A 14,739-nucleotide genomic window follows, 5' to 3' on the forward strand; every position below is an offset into this window, starting at 1 on the left:
CTCGCGCGAAACTTTCTCAAGCGCCGCGCAGCCGCCGTTAGCCTGTCTCCATGGTGGTCCCCTTCGTCCTCGCCTCTCAGTCCCCTGCTCGCCTCGCGACGCTGCGCTCAGCGGGCATCGAGCCCCAGGTCATCGTCTCGAACGTCGACGAGGACGCCGTGCTGGCACACGCGCGCACGACGTTCGAGGAGCGGGCACGTGCCGGCATCGGGCTCCCTCTCGCCCTCGCCGACCAGCCTTACCTGCTGGCGCGCGCCAAGGCCGACGATGTGGTGGCGCGCCACGCGCCCGACGCGATCGTGCTCGGCTGTGACTCGATGCTGGAGTTCGACGGAGAGATCCTGGGCAAGCCCGGCACGCCGGAGGTGGCTCGGGAGAGGTGGCGCGCGATGCGGGGGCGCAACGGCGTGCTGCACAGCGGCCACGCACTGGTCGATAACCGGCTCGAGCGGCGCGAGGAGACGGGTCAGCCGACGCTCGCAGGCGACACCTCGTCGACCGTCGTGCACTTCGCCGACCTGTCGGATCACGAGATCGACGCGTACGTCGCCACCGGCGAGCCGCTGGGCGTTGCCGGGGCGTTCACCGTGGACGGGCTGGGAGGCCCCTACGTCGAACGCATCGACGGCGACTTCCACGGGGTGGTGGGTGTCTCACTGCCGCTCCTGCGCCGGCTGCTGCGAGGCCTCGGCGTCGACATTCACGAGCTGCGACACTCGGGATGATTGTGGACACGGCACAACCTACGCGGCCGTAACCCAAGGAATCACCAAGTTCATTGTGGATAGTCCACAATGACGCCCCCAGGACCTTAGTCCGCACACCAAAGTTCTCGGTACGCCGCCCCGGCGACCCCGGACCCCCGGCAGGCAGGCGCTACGGTGAGGGACGTGTCTGCCTTCTCCTCTGTCCTGATCGCCAATCGCGGCGAGATCGCCGTCCGAGTGATCCGCGCGTGCGCGGACGCGGGGCTGACCTCCATCGCGGTGTACGCCGAGCCCGATCGCGACGCCCCCCACGTGCACCTCGCCGACGAGGCCTACTCACTCGGTGGCTCCACCGCCGCCGAGACCTACCTCGACATCGCGCGCCTCATCGACGTCGCGCTCCGCTCAGGCGCGCAGGCGATCCACCCCGGGTACGGCTTCCTCGCGGAGAACGCCGGCTTCGCCCGTGCGGTCATCGAGGCGGGACTCACGTGGATCGGTCCCTCTCCCGATGCGATCGACGCTCTGGGAGACAAGGTGTCCGCGCGTCACATCGCCCAACGGGCCGGCGCCCCGCTGGTCCCGGGCACCAAGGACCCGGTCGCCAACGCGGACGAGGTCATCGCGTTCGCGGATGAGTTCGGCCTCCCCGTCGCCATCAAGGCGGCGTTCGGGGGCGGCGGGCGCGGGCTCAAGGTGGCCCGCACCCGCGAGGAGATCCCCGAGATGTTCGACTCGGCCACGCGCGAGGCCGTCGCGGCGTTCGGACGCGGCGAGTGCTTCGTCGAGCGATTCCTCGACCGCCCCCGTCACGTCGAGACGCAGTGCCTCGCGGACCGTCACGGCAACGTGGTCGTGGTCTCGACGCGCGACTGCTCGCTGCAGCGCCGCCACCAGAAGCTGGTCGAAGAGGCCCCGGCGCCGTTTCTGACCGACGAGCAGAACGCCACCCTCGTCCGCTCGAGCGAGGCGATCCTGCGCGAGGCGGGCTACGAGGGCGCTGGCACGTGCGAGTTCCTCGTCGGCGTGGACGGCACCATCTCGTTCCTCGAGGTCAACACCCGGCTGCAGGTCGAGCACCCGGTGACGGAAGAGGTCACCGGCGTGGACCTCGTGCGCGAGCAGTTCCGCATCGCGGCAGGCGAGGCGATCTCGGACCTCGCGCCCACCGTGCGCGGCCACTCGATCGAGTTCCGCATCAATGGCGAGAACCCGGCCATGAACTTCATGCCCTCCCCCGGACGGCTCCACACGTTGCGGTTCCCCAGCGGGCCAGGCGTGCGCATCGACGCCGGCGTGCGCGAGGGCGACACCGTGTCGGGCAACTTCGACTCGATGATCGCGAAGGTCATCGTCACCGGCTCCACGCGCGAGCAGGCGATCGCGCGGGCGCGTCGCGCCCTGGCCGAGATGGCCGTCGAGGGCATTCCCACCGTGCTCCCTTTCCACCGTGCCGTCCTGGACGCGCCGGAGTTCACCGCCGCGTCGGGCGCGTTCGGCGTCTACACCACGTGGATCGAATCCGAGTTCGCCGACGCGGTCGCCGAGCTGGGCGCTGCCGGCGCCGGCGCGGATCATGCACCCGAGTCCGAGGCCACGGAGCGCGTGATCGTCGAGGTGGGAGGCAAGCGGCTCGAGGTCGTGCTGCCCGCATCGCTCGCCCAGGCCGGCCGCGCAGGAGCACGCCGGGGCGCCCCTGCACGCCGTGGCGCCCGCCGATCAGGCAACGGCTCCGCGCGCCCCGCGTCGGGCTCCACTCTCACGTCACCCATGCAGGGCACCATCGTGAAGATCGCCGTCGCGGACGGCGACACCGTGGCGGAAGGCGACCTCATCGTGGTGCTCGAAGCGATGAAGATGGAGCAGCCCCTCCTCGCCCACAAGGACGGCGTCGTGACGGGACTTCAGCACGCCGTCGGCGCCTCCGTCAGCTCTGGCACCCTCATCTGCGATATCGCCGACGCACAGTGAGCACCCGCCCTGCCAGGTAGCGTGTCCTCTATGGTCTCCGCTCAGCGTCGTGCGCTCTTCCTCGTGGCGGTCGCGTCATGGCTCCTGCTTGACTCGGTCCGCACCGCCGGCCCTCTGCTCTCGGCGCTCTACGACGACTCGCTGACGCTGGTCGTCGCGGCAGCGCTCGGCACCTTCGCGGGCGGAGGCGTATTGGCGTGGCTCGCCGCGATGGTGGGTCGGCACTTCGGCCACGGCGTCGTGGTCCTCTACCTCGTCGGCGTGCTGGCCGTGCTGAGACTCGGTCTCCCGTTCATCACAGGGGGCTGGCTGATCGCCGCCGGCCTCTACCTGGTCGCGTTCGCGATCGCAGGCGTCGTGATGACCACTCGCGTCGCGATCGGCAACGGCGGCTCCGGCACCGCTCTCGCGGGAACCTCCCTCGGCGCCGCCGCCGCAGTGCTCGAGCACACAGTCCTGCGCACGTGGGACGCGGTCTGGCGCGAGGACCTGCTGGGATGGATCGCACTCGGAACCGTGGCGGCGCTCGCCATCCTCGTCGGAGCGCTGTGCCGCACTCTCGAGCCTGCGCCCACGTCGCGAGGCTGGTGGGCCCTCGGACTGCACTGGTCGCTGCTCGGATTCGCGTTCGCCAACATCGCGTGGGTGAATGCCCAGACGGAGCTGCGCATGTCCGCGGGCGTCGCGGTCACCGTGGTCTCCCTGTGCCTGGCCGCCGGGCTCGCGGCCCAGGCCCACCGAATCTCACGTGTGGTGAGCACGGTGATCGCCGTCGCCGGCGCCGTGGCGCTCGCCGTCGTGATGCTGCGGCCTGGGATGGATGCGGCATTGGCACTCCCCGTCGCCACCGCCGCCACCACGCTCGCGGCGGCCCATGCTCTGCGCCCCGCCCCCAGCAGCGCCGCGCGTCGCCTGACGGCCGCGATCGTCTTCGGGCTCGCCCTCATCGCGCCCGTGCTGGTCATCCAGCTCGACTACGAGCGCCCTCTCGGCATCCCACCCCTCAGCATCGCGGTCACCGTCGGCGTCGCCGTGCTCCTCTACGGAACGTGGCGCGCGTGGGTGGCGCACCGACCCGACTCCGGGGGCCGCACTGTCACGTCCGACGGCACGGCCGCGACCGACGGCACGACGGTGGCCGATGCGAGCACCCCGCGATCGTGGATCGCCCCCGGAGTGCCGGTCGGCGCAGCGCTCGGGGTCGCAGCCGCGGTCGCGGTCGGCGCGTGGACTCAGGCGACGTACGAGGCGCCCCGTGTCTACTCGGCCGACTTCATCCAGGCCCCGTACGTCACGTCCTGGAACCTCCACTTCGGAGTCACCCACGAGGCCGGTGCCGGGCCGCGCGTGGATCTCGATGAGTTGGCCGCCGCGCTGAGCGGCACCGACGTCGCGATGCTCCAAGAGGTGCAGCGCGGATGGCTGCTCGGCGGAGGCACCGACATGCTCGAGTACCTCGCGGGAGAGCTGGATCTTCCGTACTCGTACGCTCCCGCGCACGACCGCCAGTTCGGCAACGCGATCTTCACGTCTCGCCCGCACGCTGAGCCCCGCACCCTGGAGCTGCCCTTCGGCGAGGGACCTCAGGAGCGCAGTGCGCTCGCCGTCGACTTCATGGGAGCGACCTTCGTGTCCACGCACCTGCAGTCCACGGACGAGGCGGACGAGACTCGGCTCGCGCAGTCGCAGGCGCTCCTCGACTGGGTCGCCGGCACCCAGCCCACCGTCGTCGGCGGCGACTTCAACGCGGAGCCGGGAGACGCCGCCCACCAGGCGATGGTGGACGCCGGGTTCGTGAGCGCCCAAACGCAGCTCGGCGTCACCGGCCCCACGTACGTCGGCCCCGACATGACCGGCGAGCAGGCGACGCTGATCGACTATCTGTTCGGCCGCGGCGTCGAGTTCACGGAGTTCGAGCTGCGGGCGCTGCCGTGGTCGGACCACTGGCCACTGACGGCGAGGGCCGCCACGGGAGCCCTGGCTCCCACCGACCCGGAGGCCGATCTGAACGAGCTCCAGCCGGCACCGACCCCATCCACCTCGGTGTCGCCGAGCGCATCGGCCTCGCCCACCCCTTCCCCGTCAGCGAGCGAGTAGCGACGCCACTCAGTGCTGCCCCGGCTCCTCCATGTGGTGCAGCCGGCGGGCCGCCTCGGAGATGGTGCCCGACAGCGACGGGTAGACAGTGAAGGCGGAGGCGACGTCGTCCACGGTGAGGTGGTGCGCGACGGCGATCGACAGCGGGAAGATGTGCTCGCCTGCTCGCGAGCCCACGATCACAGCACCGAGGATCTGACCGGTCACCGTGTGCCCGAAGATCTTCACGAAGCCGGTGTCGATGCCGAGCATCTTGGCGCGCGGGTTGCGGGCCAGATCGAGCCGCGAGACCTCGTAGAAGATGCCCCGCTCGATGAGCTCGGCCTCGGTGGCTCCGACCGACGCGATCTCGGGGGCGGTGAACACGTTCGCGGCGACGGTGCTGAGGTCGAGCGGCTGCACGGCATCGCCGAGGGCGTGCGCCATCGCGATGCGTCCCTGGGTTGCGGCGACCGAGGCGAGCGGAAGGACGCCCGTGCAGTCTCCCGCGGCGTACACGCCGCGAGCGGTGGTGCGTGACACGCGGTCGACCCGGACGTACCCGCGCTCGTCGAGTTCGACGCCAGCCTCCTCGAGCCCCATGCCGTGAGTGTTCGGGACGGAGCCGACGGCCATCAGGCAATGCGATCCCTCGACCACACGGCCGTCCGTGAGAGTGACGCGCACGCCGTCTCCGGTGTTCTCCACTGACTCAGCACGCGAATTGCCCATCACCGTCATGCCACGCGCCGCGAAGATCTCCTGGATCAGGTCGGCCGCCTCGGGGTCCTGGGTCGCCAGGACCCGGTCGCCAGAGGAGATCAGCGTCACCTCCGAGCCGAGCAGGCGGTAGGCGCCAGCGAACTCCGCCCCCGTCACGCCGGAGCCGACCACGATGAGGTGCTCCGGGAGCGCGTCGATGTCGTACAGCTGGGTCCAGGTCAGGATGCGCTTCCCGTCGGGCTGTGCCGTGGGCAGCGTGCGCGGCCGCGCGCCCGTGGCGATCAGCACCGCATCAGCCTCGATGACCTCCCCGTCGACCTCGACCTGCGTGGGGCTCAGCAGGCGCGCCTCGCCGTCGATCACCTGGATGTCGTTGGTGGCGAGGCGCGTCGCGATGTCGTGCGACTGCTTGAGCACGAGCTTGCGGACGCGCTCGTTCACGGCGGCCAGGTCCACGACATGCTCGGCGAACTCGTGTGTGCCCGAGCCGTCGGCGTCGCGGATGCCCAGCTGCGGTGCACGGTCAGCGATGGTGCGCCACTCCGCCGTCGCGATCACGGTCTTGGAGGGCATCACGTCCGTCAGGACGGCATTGCCGCCGAGGCCCTGGCGCTCGATGAGCACCACCTCGGCCCCCTCCTTGACGGCGACGAGAGCCGCCTCGTATCCGCCCGGTCCGCCGCCGATGATCACCATGCGAGTCGCCATCCGCCCATTCTCACCCACACCGCCGAAGGGCCCAAACTGCGCGATCGTTCTCGCGCCCCCGACAGCGGCCACTCACCGGCAGGTCATGGCCCCGATCCGGCGATAGTCTCGAGTCATGACTGATGCATCCACGCGAGCCTCCGAGGCCGCCGAGTCCCTGCGCGCCGCGACCGGCGTCGACCACTTCGACATCGCCCTGATCCTGGGTTCCGGATGGGGCGGCGCCGCCGACCTGATCGGGGAAGAGGTCGCCTCCGTTCCCGCTGCGGATCTCCCCGGATTCGACGCCCACGCCGTCGCGGGCCACTCCGCGGAGATGCGCGCCCTGCGCACGGAGGACGGCCGTCACGTGCTGGTGCTCGGCGCCCGTCAGCACTACTACCAGGTGCGCGACGCGGGCAAGGTGGCGCACGCGGTCCGCATGGCCGCGGCCGCCGGCTGCACGCAGCTTGTCATCACCAACGGCTGCGGCTCGACCCGGCCCGAGGTCGGACCGGGCTCCGTGGTGCTCATGGCGGACCACATCAACGCGACCGGCGCCACGCCCCTCGAGGGCGCCACCTTCGTCGATATGACACAGACGTACTCGCCGCGACTGCGCGACCTCGCACTGGCGATCGACCCCGAGCTGCCCAGCGGCGTCTACATTCAGTTCTCGGGCCCGCAGTACGAGACCCCGGCGGAGGTGCGCATGGCGACCACGCTGGGCGCCGACCTGGTGGGGATGTCGACAGCGCTCGAGGCCATCGCCGCACGCGAGGCCGGTCTCGAGATCCTCGGACTCTCGCTCGTCACCAACCTCGCCGCGGGCATCGGCGGCGAGAACCTGAATCATCAGGAGGTGCTGGACGTGGGGTCCTCGTCGGGACCGCGCATCTCGCGCCTGCTGGCCGACATCGTGGAGGGCATGCGATGACCGACCTGGTCGACCTCGCCGAGGCCTGGATCGCCGACGATCCCGACGCCACCGCACGCGCCGAGCTGGAAGCCGTCGTGGCCGCGCATCGGGCGGGCGACGCTGAGGCGAGCGCCGACCTCGCTGACCGCTTCCGCGGCCCCCTGGAGTTCGGCACCGCTGGCCTTCGCGGCCGCATCGGGGCCGGACCGAACCGCATGAACCGCGCCGTCGTGATCCGCGCCGCCGCCGGCCTCGCCCGGTACCTGACCGATGCGCTGGTGGAGATCGGCATCGAGGGCCCGGCCCGCGTGGTGATCGGCTACGACGCCCGCCACGGGTCGCGCCAGTTCGCCGTCGACACCGCCGCGGTCATGACCGGAGCCGGTCACGAGGCGATGCTGCTGCCCCGGACCCTGCCCACGCCCGTGCTCGCGTACGCCACGCGCGCCCTCGACGCCGATGCCGGGGTCATGGTGACGGCATCCCACAACCCGCCGCAGGACAATGGCTACAAGGTCTACCTGGGCGGCCGCGCCGTCACGGGCGACGGCCAGGGCGCGCAGATCGTGCCGCCCTTCGATGCGGAGATCGCCACCCGCATCGCTGCCGTCGAGTCCGTCGCATCGGTGCCGCGGGCCGAGGCCGGATGGACGACCCTGGGCGACGACGTCGTCGCTGACTACGTGGCGGCGGCTGCCGCCGTCGCTGGCGCTCCCGACGATGCGGATGCCTCAGCACGCGCCGCCATCCGCATCGTTCTCACGCCGCTCCACGGAGTCGGCGGGGACACCGTCGAGGCCACGCTGCGCGCCGCGGGCTTCACGGACCTCCACACGGTGGCCGAGCAGGCGGAGCCCGACCCCGACTTCCCCACCGTCGACTTCCCCAACCCCGAGGAGCCCGGAGCGATCGATCTGTCGCTCGCGCTCGCGGAGAAGCTGAACGCCGACGTGGTCATCGCGAACGACCCCGACGCTGACCGCGCGGCCGTCGCCACCGTCATCGACGGTCAGTGGCGAATGCTTCATGGCGACGTGGTCGGCTCGCTCCTGGGAGAGCGGGTGGCGCAGCGCGTGGAGCGTGACGGCGGCTCGACGACGGCGGTGCTCGCCAACTCGATCGTGTCCTCTCAGCAGCTCGCCCGGATCGCCGAGCGGCACGGCCTCGCGCACGCGAACACCCTCACGGGGTTCAAGTGGATCGCCCGCGAGCCAGGGCTGGTCTATGGCTACGAAGAGGCCCTGGGCTACTGCGTGGCGCCGGATCTGGTGTGCGACAAGGACGGCCTCACTGCGGCGGTCATGGTCGCGGACCTGGTCGCCGAGCTCAAGTCCGAGGGCCGCACGCTGGCCGACGCCATCGACGACCTCGCCCGTGCGCACGGCGTCTACCTGACTCGTCAGGTCTCGGCGCGGTTCGCCGACGTCGCCGAGATCCCTGCGCTGATGACCCGTCTGCTCGCGGACCCGCCGGCGTCACTCGGGGGGTCCCCCGTGACCTCGACGGACGACATGAACGATGGCTTCCGGGGCCTGCTCCCCACCAACGGGCTGCACCTGTCCACGGAGTCCGGGGCGCGAGTCATCATTCGCCCGTCGGGCACGGAGCCCAAGGTCAAGGCATACCTGGAGGTCGTCGCCCCGGTGGACGGAGACGTGGACTCGGCCCGCGCATCGGCCGAACGGGCGATGCAGAGCCTCGAGGCGGACGTTCGAGAGGCCCTCGGCGTCTGACCCCACCCCCTGTCCGGCACTCACTGTCGCCTACGACACGTAGAGGCCTCCTGTCCGGCACTCACTGTCGGATCAGCCGCCCACGTACTCCTTGAGGTGCTGTCCGGTGAGCGTGGACGCATCGGCGACGAGCTGCGCCGGGGTGCCTTCGAACACCACCAGTCCGCCGTCGTGGCCCGCCCCCGGTCCCAGGTCGATGATCCAGTCGGCGTGCGCCATGACCGCCTGGTGATGCTCGATGACGATGACGGTCTTCCCGGAGTCCACCAGGCGGTCCAGGAGCCCCAACAGCTGCTCGACGTCCGCCAGGTGCAGGCCTGACGTGGGCTCGTCGAGAATGTAGACGCCGCCGTCGTCGGCCATGGACACCGCGAGCTTGAGACGCTGCCGCTCGCCGCCGGACAGGGACGTCAGCGGCTGCCCGAGCGTCAGGTACCCGAGCCCGACCTCCGCGAGTCGAGCGAGCACCTTGTGCGCAGCGGGCGTGCGGGCCTCACCCTCGGCAAAGAAGGCCTCCGCCTCGTCGACGGACATCGACAGCACCTCGTGGATGTTCTGACCCCCGAGGGTGAGCTCGAGCACCGCGGCGTGGAACTGCTTGCCGCCGCACTCCTCGCACGTGGTCGTGACCGTCGACATCGGCCCCAGGTCGGTCTCGATGACGCCCCACCCCTTGCAGGTGGGGCACGCACCTTCCGAGTTGGCGCTGAACAGGGCCGGCTTGACCCCGTTGGCCTTCGCGAACGCCTTGCGGATGGGTTCCAGCAGCCCGGTGTAGGTCGCAGGGCTCGAGCGTCGCGAGCCCCGGATCGCGGTCTGGTCGATCGCGATCACGCCGTCGCGCCCGGCGCCCGGTGTACCGACTACTGACCCGTGAATCAGGGAACTCTTGCCCGACCCGGCGACGCCGGTCACGACGGTCAGCACGCCAGTGGGAATGTCCACGTCGACCGACTGCAAGTTGTGCGCATCGGCCCCGCGCACCTCGATCGCCCCCCTCGCTTCGCGCACCGTCGTCTTGAGCGCCGCGCGGTCCCCCAGGTGGCGTCCGGTGAGGGTGTCGGCGGCACGGAGCGCCTCCACCGCACCCTCGAACACGATCTCGCCGCCCGCGGACCCGGCCCGGGGCCCGAGGTCCACCACGTGGTCCGCGATGGTGATCGCCTCAGGCTTGTGCTCCACGACGAGCACCGTGTTGCCCTTGTCCCGCAGCCGGAGCAGCAGCCCGTTCATGCGCTGGATGTCGTGCGGGTGCAGGCCGATGGTCGGCTCGTCGAAGACGTACGTCACGTCGGTGAGGGAGGACCCCAGGTGCCGGATCATCTTGGTGCGCTGCGACTCCCCGCCGGACAGCGTGCCCGTGGGCCGGTCGAGCGACAGGTAGCCCAGGCCTATCTCCACGAAGGAGTCGAGCGTGTCGCCGAGCGCGGCGAGCAGCGGCGCAACCGACGGCTCGTCGAGCCGGGCCACCCACTGAGCGAGCTCCGAGATCTGCATCGCGCACGCATCGGCGATCGAGATGCCTGCGACCTTGGACGCCCGCGCTCCCTCGGACAGCCGCGTTCCCTCGCACTCCGGGCACGTCTGGAAGGTCACCGCGCGCTCGACGAAGGCCCGGATGTGTGCCTGCATCGACTCCTTGTCCTTGGACAGCATCGACTTCTGGATCTTCGGGACCAGGCCCTCGTACGTCATGTTCATGTTGTCGAACTTGATCTTGCGCGGCTCGGCGTACAGGAAGTCCTCCCGCTGCTTCGTGGTGAAGTCCTTGATGGGCTTGTCGGCGGGCACTACCGCGGTGAAGATGCGGACGTACCAACCGTCGGCGGTGTACCCGGGCACGGTGATGGCACCATCGTTCAGCGACTTGTCCTCGTCGAAGAGTTGCGTGAGGTCGATGTCGCTGACGTGACCCATGCCGTCGCATCGCGGACACATGCCGCCGGTCTGCGTGAAGGCGACCTTCTCTGTCTTCTTGCCGCCGCGTTCGATGGTGATGGCGCCGGCGGCCTTCACCGAGGGGACGTTGAACGAATACGCGTTGGGGGAACCGGCGTGAGGCTGGCCGAGCCGGCTGAACAGGATCCGCAGCAACGCGTTCGTGTCCGTGGCGGTGCCCACCGTGGAGCGCGCGTTCGCCCCCATGCGCTCCTGGTCGACGATGATCGCGGTGGTCAGGCCCTCGAGCACATCCACGTCGGGCCGGTCCATGCTGGGCATGAAGCCCTGCACGAACGCGGGGTAGGTCTCATTGATCATACGCTGGCTCTCGGCCGCAATGGTGCCGAACACCAGCGAGCTCTTGCCCGATCCCGAGACCCCGGTGAACACCGTCAGCCGCCGTTTGGGGAGGGTCACGCTCACGTCTTTCAGATTGTTCTCGCGAGCACCCTGGACTGTGATGTAGTCGTGGCTGTCCGCAGCATGCTCGGTCATGGAGCTCCTCCCCAGGGCGCGGCTGGCGCCGCGAATCGATTGTGCCACCCGATCCCCGTCCGGCACTGGTGGACGCCTACGCGCGCTCGCGGCACGCTGTCCGGCACTCACTGTCGCCTACGGGCGGCCGATGCGCGTGCCAGGCACGGAGGGAGTGCTCAGTTCCGCTGCTGGATACGGACCATCGCGCCGGCCGGGTCCCGGAACGCGCAGTCGCGCACGCCGTACGGCTGATCGGCAGGCTCCTGCACCACGTCGGCGCCGGTGGCCTCGACGGCCGCGAACACGGCGTCGACGTCGGGCGTCGCGAGGACGATCGCGGCGTAGGCGCCCTTGGCCATCAGCTCGGCGATGGTCTGGCGCTCATGGTCGGTGATGCCCGGATCGACTGCAGGGGGCGTGAGGACGATCGTGGTGCCACCCGCGGGCGGCCCCACGGTGATCCAGCGCATGGTGCCGGAACCGACGTCGTTGGTGACCTCGAATCCCAGCGCATCGCGATAGAACGCCAGCGAGGCCTCGGGGTCGGTGTGGGGAATGAATGCGTGCTGTATCGAGAGGTCCATGCCGCTCAAACTACGCCGGGAGCGCGGTCGCCGCTTCTCGATTCCTGACCGGTCGGGCGGCGTGCTTGATGACGCACGTCGGGAGGTCGACGGGCGAGTCCGCGGCGCGCGCCCGGTAGTCGCTCGGTGAGATCCCCACGAGCTCCGAGAACCGGGTCGAGAACGTCCCGAGCGACGAGAACCCCACGGCGAAGCACGCGTCGGTCACCGTGACGTCGCCGCGCCGCAGCAGCGCCATGGCCCGCTCGACTCGCCTGGTCATGAGATACGAGTACGGGCTCTCGCCGAAGGCGGCCTTGAAGCGCCGGCTGAGCGTGCCCGCGGACACGTGGGCGCCGCGTGCGAGCGCCTCGACGTCGAGCGGCTGCGCATGCTCACGGTCGATGCGGTCGCGCACACGGCGCAGGCGCGCGAGCTCGTCGAGCCGGGCGGCGGGGTCGCGCGGGAGGGCCGATGCGGTCGTCACCCGGTCATCGTCTCACCTGGGTCGCGTCGCCGACACTGAGCGTCCGCCGGGATTCGCTGGCGCGCCAGAACCGACGCTCAAGGCCCACTGGGACGCTTAGGCGGGAGAAGGGTGCGGGGCGGAGGACCTGGGGTCAGTAGCCGGCGGGCTCCGGCGCCGTGGCCGGCACCGAGTCGCCGTCGAGGCCGTCCAGCACCGCACGCGTGCCCGACAGGCCCAAGCGGGTGGCGCCGGCGTCGATCATCGCGAGCGCCGCCTCGGCCGTCCGGACGCCGCCAGAGGCCTTGACCCCCAGGCGTCCGCCCACGGTCTCAGCCATCAGCCGCACCGCCTCGACCGAGGCGCCACCGGCGGGGTGGAAGCCGGTCGAGGTCTTGACGAAGTCGGCGCCCGCGGCCTCCGAGGCGCGGCACGCTCCCACGATCGCCTCGTCCGACAGCGCGGCGGATTCGATGATGACCTTGAGAATCTTGCCCTCGGGGACCGCGCCGCGCACGGCAGCCACGTCGGCCTCCACGTCGTCGAACCGGCCCTCGTTCGCGGCGGCGATGTCGATCACCATGTCGACCTCGTCGGCGCCCTGAGCGATGCTCAGCGCGGCCTCGGCGGCCTTGACGGACGAGTGGTGCTTGCCCGACGGGAAGCCGCACACGACTGCGACGGCGAGACCCTCGGGCACGTCGACCGGGAGCATCGACGGGGACACGCACACGGAGAAGACGCCCAGATCGGCACCCTCGGCGATGAGCGCCTTGACGTCGGCCGGCGTGGCCTCCGGCTTCAGCAGGGTGTGGTCGACGTAGCGGGCGAGTTCGTCGCGGGAAAGGGCCATGGGGTTCCTCCAAGGGGTGGTCTGGGCTGCCTCCAGCCTACGCGGGCGTGCGAGTTGCCACCCGCGCAGGCGCGTGCGATCCTCGTGAGTCAGAGCCGGATCCCGGCTCCCGGACGAGGTGACGTACCCGGAGCGCGACAAGACGTCTCACTGGGAGCACCTCATGGCATGGTTCGTCCTCATCATCTCCGGAATGCTCGAGGCCGTGTGGGCCACCGCGCTCAGCCGCAGCGAAGGGTTCACGCGCCTGTGGCCGTCCGTGATCTTTGGGGTCGCGCTGATCCTCAGCATGGGAGGGCTCGCGTATGCGCTGCGCAGCCTGCCGGTCGGCACCGCATACGCGATCTGGGTCGGCATCGGCGCAGCGCTGACCGTCATCTACGCGATGGCCACCGGCGCGGAGACCTTCTCGGTGGTCAAGGTGCTGCTGATCCTCGGGATCGTTGCTTGCGTCGTGGGCCTCAAGCTCGCTCACTGACGCCTAGACGGCAGTGAGCGCCGGACAGCGGCTGTCCAGGTGCCAGAGGGGTCAACCAGAGCCGGACAGGGTCAGAGGTCGACGCCGTAGCCCTCGAGGATCAGCTCGGCGAGGTCGCCGCGCGCCTCGTACGGCAGGAACGCGCCCCATGCGGCGGACAGCGTCGCCTCGAGCAGGTCCTCCTTGGTCCAGCCGGCCTCCACCAGCGCACCGAACTCGCCGGACATGGACACGCCGGAGACGAGCCTGTTGTCCGTGTTGACCGTGACGGCGAAGCCGAGGTCGCGAAGGTCGTGGATCGGGTGGTCCTCGATCGACGTCGCCGCCGCCGTGTGAAGGTTCGACGTGGGGCACAGCTCGAGCGGAATCTGCTGATCGAGTGCGTGCCGCGCGATGAGGCCCAGGACCGGCTCTTCGGTGCCGAAGCCCTCGATGTCCTCGTGGATGCGGGCACCGTGCCCGATGCGGCGCGCACCCTGGAACAGGGCCTCGCCCACCGAGTCGGCCCCGTCGGCCTCGCCCGCGTGAATGGTGACGGGCAGGTGGGCTGCTCGCGCAGCGGTGAAGGCGGCGGCGTGGTTCGAGGCCGGGAAGCCCAGCTCGGGACCCGCGATGTCGAATCCCACGCAGCACCGGTCGCGGTTGACGATCGCCAGTGCGGCGATCTCCTCGGACCTGTCCAGGTGACGCATCGCGTCCAGCAGCGCCCCGGCGCGGATCACACGGCCGGCCTCGGCCGCCTCGCCGATGCCCTCCTGAATCCCTGCCTGAACGGCCTCCACGACCTGCTGAAGGCCCAGCCCACCCGCGACGTGCTGCTCGGGGGCGTAGCGAAGCTCGGCGTAGATCACGCCGTCCTCAGCGAGGTCCACCACGGCCTCGCGAGCGACGCGGCGCAGGTTGTCTTCCGTCTGCATGACGGCGGTGGTGTGCGCGAAGGCCTCGAGGTAGCGCACCAGGTCGCCCGAGTTCGCGTTGTTGACGAAGATCCGGGCGAGCTCGTCGGGGTCGGTCGAGGGCAGCTCATGGCCGATCTCGGCGGCCAGCTCGATCAGCGTCGAGGGTCGCAGTCCTCCGTCGAGGTGATCGTGGAGAAGGACCTTGGGCAGGGAGACGATGTCGTCGTGGGTGAGGCTCATGTCCCC

Annotated in this window: 12 protein-coding genes and 1 riboswitch; of the genes, 6 read left to right on the forward strand and 6 right to left on the reverse strand. The window is 70.5% G+C overall.

The features are described from left to right. Window positions 1-50 precede the first annotated feature (50 nt). From QQX02_RS03320 to QQX02_RS03330, 3 genes are all read left to right on the forward strand, one after another. The gene (locus QQX02_RS03320) at window positions 51-725 is read left to right on the forward strand and encodes a Maf family protein (protein ID WP_301141206.1); all 675 of its coding nucleotides are present in this window, start codon (window positions 51-53) and stop codon (window positions 723-725) included. Between the two features lie 165 nt (window positions 726-890). Continuing rightward, window positions 891-2,678, forward strand: coding sequence for an acetyl/propionyl/methylcrotonyl-CoA carboxylase subunit alpha (locus QQX02_RS03325; protein WP_301141207.1), 1,788 nt, complete (start codon window positions 891-893; stop codon window positions 2,676-2,678). Window positions 2,679-2,708: 30 nt separating this feature from the next. Then, complete coding sequence (locus tag QQX02_RS03330; protein ID WP_301141208.1) at window positions 2,709-4,775, forward strand: endonuclease/exonuclease/phosphatase family protein; 2,067 nt, start codon at window positions 2,709-2,711, stop codon at window positions 4,773-4,775. Window positions 4,776-4,784: 9 nt separating this feature from the next. On the opposite strand, the gene QQX02_RS03335 is transcribed toward QQX02_RS03330, so the two are convergent. After that, a complete protein-coding gene (locus QQX02_RS03335; protein WP_301141209.1) occupies window positions 4,785-6,185 on the reverse strand; it encodes an NAD(P)H-quinone dehydrogenase in 1,401 nt (466 codons plus the stop codon). A gap of 115 nt (window positions 6,186-6,300) precedes the next feature. Between QQX02_RS03335 and QQX02_RS03340 the strand changes: the two genes are divergently transcribed. Both QQX02_RS03340 and QQX02_RS03345 read left to right on the forward strand, forming a co-directional pair. After that, entirely contained in the window at window positions 6,301-7,101 is an 801-nt protein-coding gene (locus tag QQX02_RS03340) for a purine-nucleoside phosphorylase (protein ID WP_301141210.1), read from the forward strand. Beyond that, window positions 7,098-8,816: a phospho-sugar mutase gene (locus QQX02_RS03345; RefSeq protein ID WP_301141212.1), complete on the forward strand. Its 1,719-nt coding sequence runs from the start codon at window positions 7,098-7,100 to the stop codon at window positions 8,814-8,816. The genes QQX02_RS03340 and QQX02_RS03345 overlap by 4 nt, the downstream gene beginning before the upstream one ends. Window positions 8,817-8,888: 72 nt before the next feature. On the opposite strand, the gene QQX02_RS03350 is transcribed toward QQX02_RS03345, so the two are convergent. The 4 genes from QQX02_RS03350 to deoC all read right to left on the reverse strand — a co-directional run bounded on the left by QQX02_RS03350 (window position 8,889) and on the right by deoC (window position 13,116). After that, on the reverse strand, window positions 8,889-11,252 hold the full coding sequence (locus tag QQX02_RS03350) for an ATP-binding cassette domain-containing protein (protein WP_301141213.1): 2,364 nt from the start codon (window positions 11,250-11,252) through the stop codon (window positions 8,889-8,891). Window positions 11,253-11,410: 158 nt separating this feature from the next. Then, complete coding sequence (locus QQX02_RS03355) at window positions 11,411-11,818, reverse strand: VOC family protein (RefSeq protein ID WP_301141214.1); 408 nt, start codon at window positions 11,816-11,818, stop codon at window positions 11,411-11,413. Between the two features lie 10 nt (window positions 11,819-11,828). After that, a complete protein-coding gene (locus QQX02_RS03360) occupies window positions 11,829-12,284 on the reverse strand; it encodes a helix-turn-helix transcriptional regulator (protein ID WP_301141215.1) in 456 nt (151 codons plus the stop codon). 133 nt (window positions 12,285-12,417) lie between these two features. After that, on the reverse strand, window positions 12,418-13,116 hold the full coding sequence (gene deoC / locus QQX02_RS03365) for a deoxyribose-phosphate aldolase (RefSeq protein WP_301141216.1): 699 nt from the start codon (window positions 13,114-13,116) through the stop codon (window positions 12,418-12,420). 89 nt (window positions 13,117-13,205) lie between these two features. Beyond that, window positions 13,206-13,268, forward strand: a riboswitch (guanidine-III (ykkC-III) riboswitch). A gap of 11 nt (window positions 13,269-13,279) precedes the next feature. Here deoC and QQX02_RS03370 point away from each other — a divergent pair. Further along, window positions 13,280-13,594 (forward strand): DMT family transporter, encoded by a 315-nt coding sequence (locus tag QQX02_RS03370; protein WP_301141217.1) that lies wholly within the window; start codon window positions 13,280-13,282, stop codon window positions 13,592-13,594. Between the two features lie 71 nt (window positions 13,595-13,665). On the opposite strand, the gene QQX02_RS03375 is transcribed toward QQX02_RS03370, so the two are convergent. Next, entirely contained in the window at window positions 13,666-14,733 is a 1,068-nt protein-coding gene (locus QQX02_RS03375; RefSeq protein WP_301141218.1) for an adenosine deaminase, read from the reverse strand. Between the last annotated feature and the right edge of the window lie 6 nt (window positions 14,734-14,739).

This window comes from Demequina muriae (assembly GCF_030418295.1).
GTDB lineage: Bacteria > Actinomycetota > Actinomycetes > Actinomycetales > Demequinaceae > Demequina > Demequina muriae.

What these genes read in the sequence shown, in the direction of transcription:
- QQX02_RS03375 (WP_301141218.1), bottom strand. Translation starts at nt 14,733, where the DNA reads ATGAGCCTCACCCACGACGACATCGTCTCCCTGCCCAAGGTCCTTCTC.
- QQX02_RS03370 (WP_301141217.1), top strand. Translation starts at nt 13,280, where the DNA reads ATGGCATGGTTCGTCCTCATCATCTCCGGAATGCTCGAGGCCGTGTGG.
- QQX02_RS03350 (WP_301141213.1), bottom strand. Translation starts at nt 11,252, where the DNA reads ATGACCGAGCATGCTGCGGACAGCCACGACTACATCACAGTCCAGGGT.
- QQX02_RS03335 (WP_301141209.1), bottom strand. Translation starts at nt 6,185, where the DNA reads ATGGCGACTCGCATGGTGATCATCGGCGGCGGACCGGGCGGATACGAG.
- QQX02_RS03340 (WP_301141210.1), top strand. Translation starts at nt 6,301, where the DNA reads ATGACTGATGCATCCACGCGAGCCTCCGAGGCCGCCGAGTCCCTGCGC.
- QQX02_RS03330 (WP_301141208.1), top strand. Translation starts at nt 2,709, where the DNA reads ATGGTCTCCGCTCAGCGTCGTGCGCTCTTCCTCGTGGCGGTCGCGTCA.
- QQX02_RS03320 (WP_301141206.1), top strand. Translation starts at nt 51, where the DNA reads ATGGTGGTCCCCTTCGTCCTCGCCTCTCAGTCCCCTGCTCGCCTCGCG.
- QQX02_RS03345 (WP_301141212.1), top strand. Translation starts at nt 7,098, where the DNA reads ATGACCGACCTGGTCGACCTCGCCGAGGCCTGGATCGCCGACGATCCC.
- QQX02_RS03355 (WP_301141214.1), bottom strand. Translation starts at nt 11,818, where the DNA reads ATGGACCTCTCGATACAGCACGCATTCATTCCCCACACCGACCCCGAG.
- deoC (WP_301141216.1), bottom strand. Translation starts at nt 13,116, where the DNA reads ATGGCCCTTTCCCGCGACGAACTCGCCCGCTACGTCGACCACACCCTG.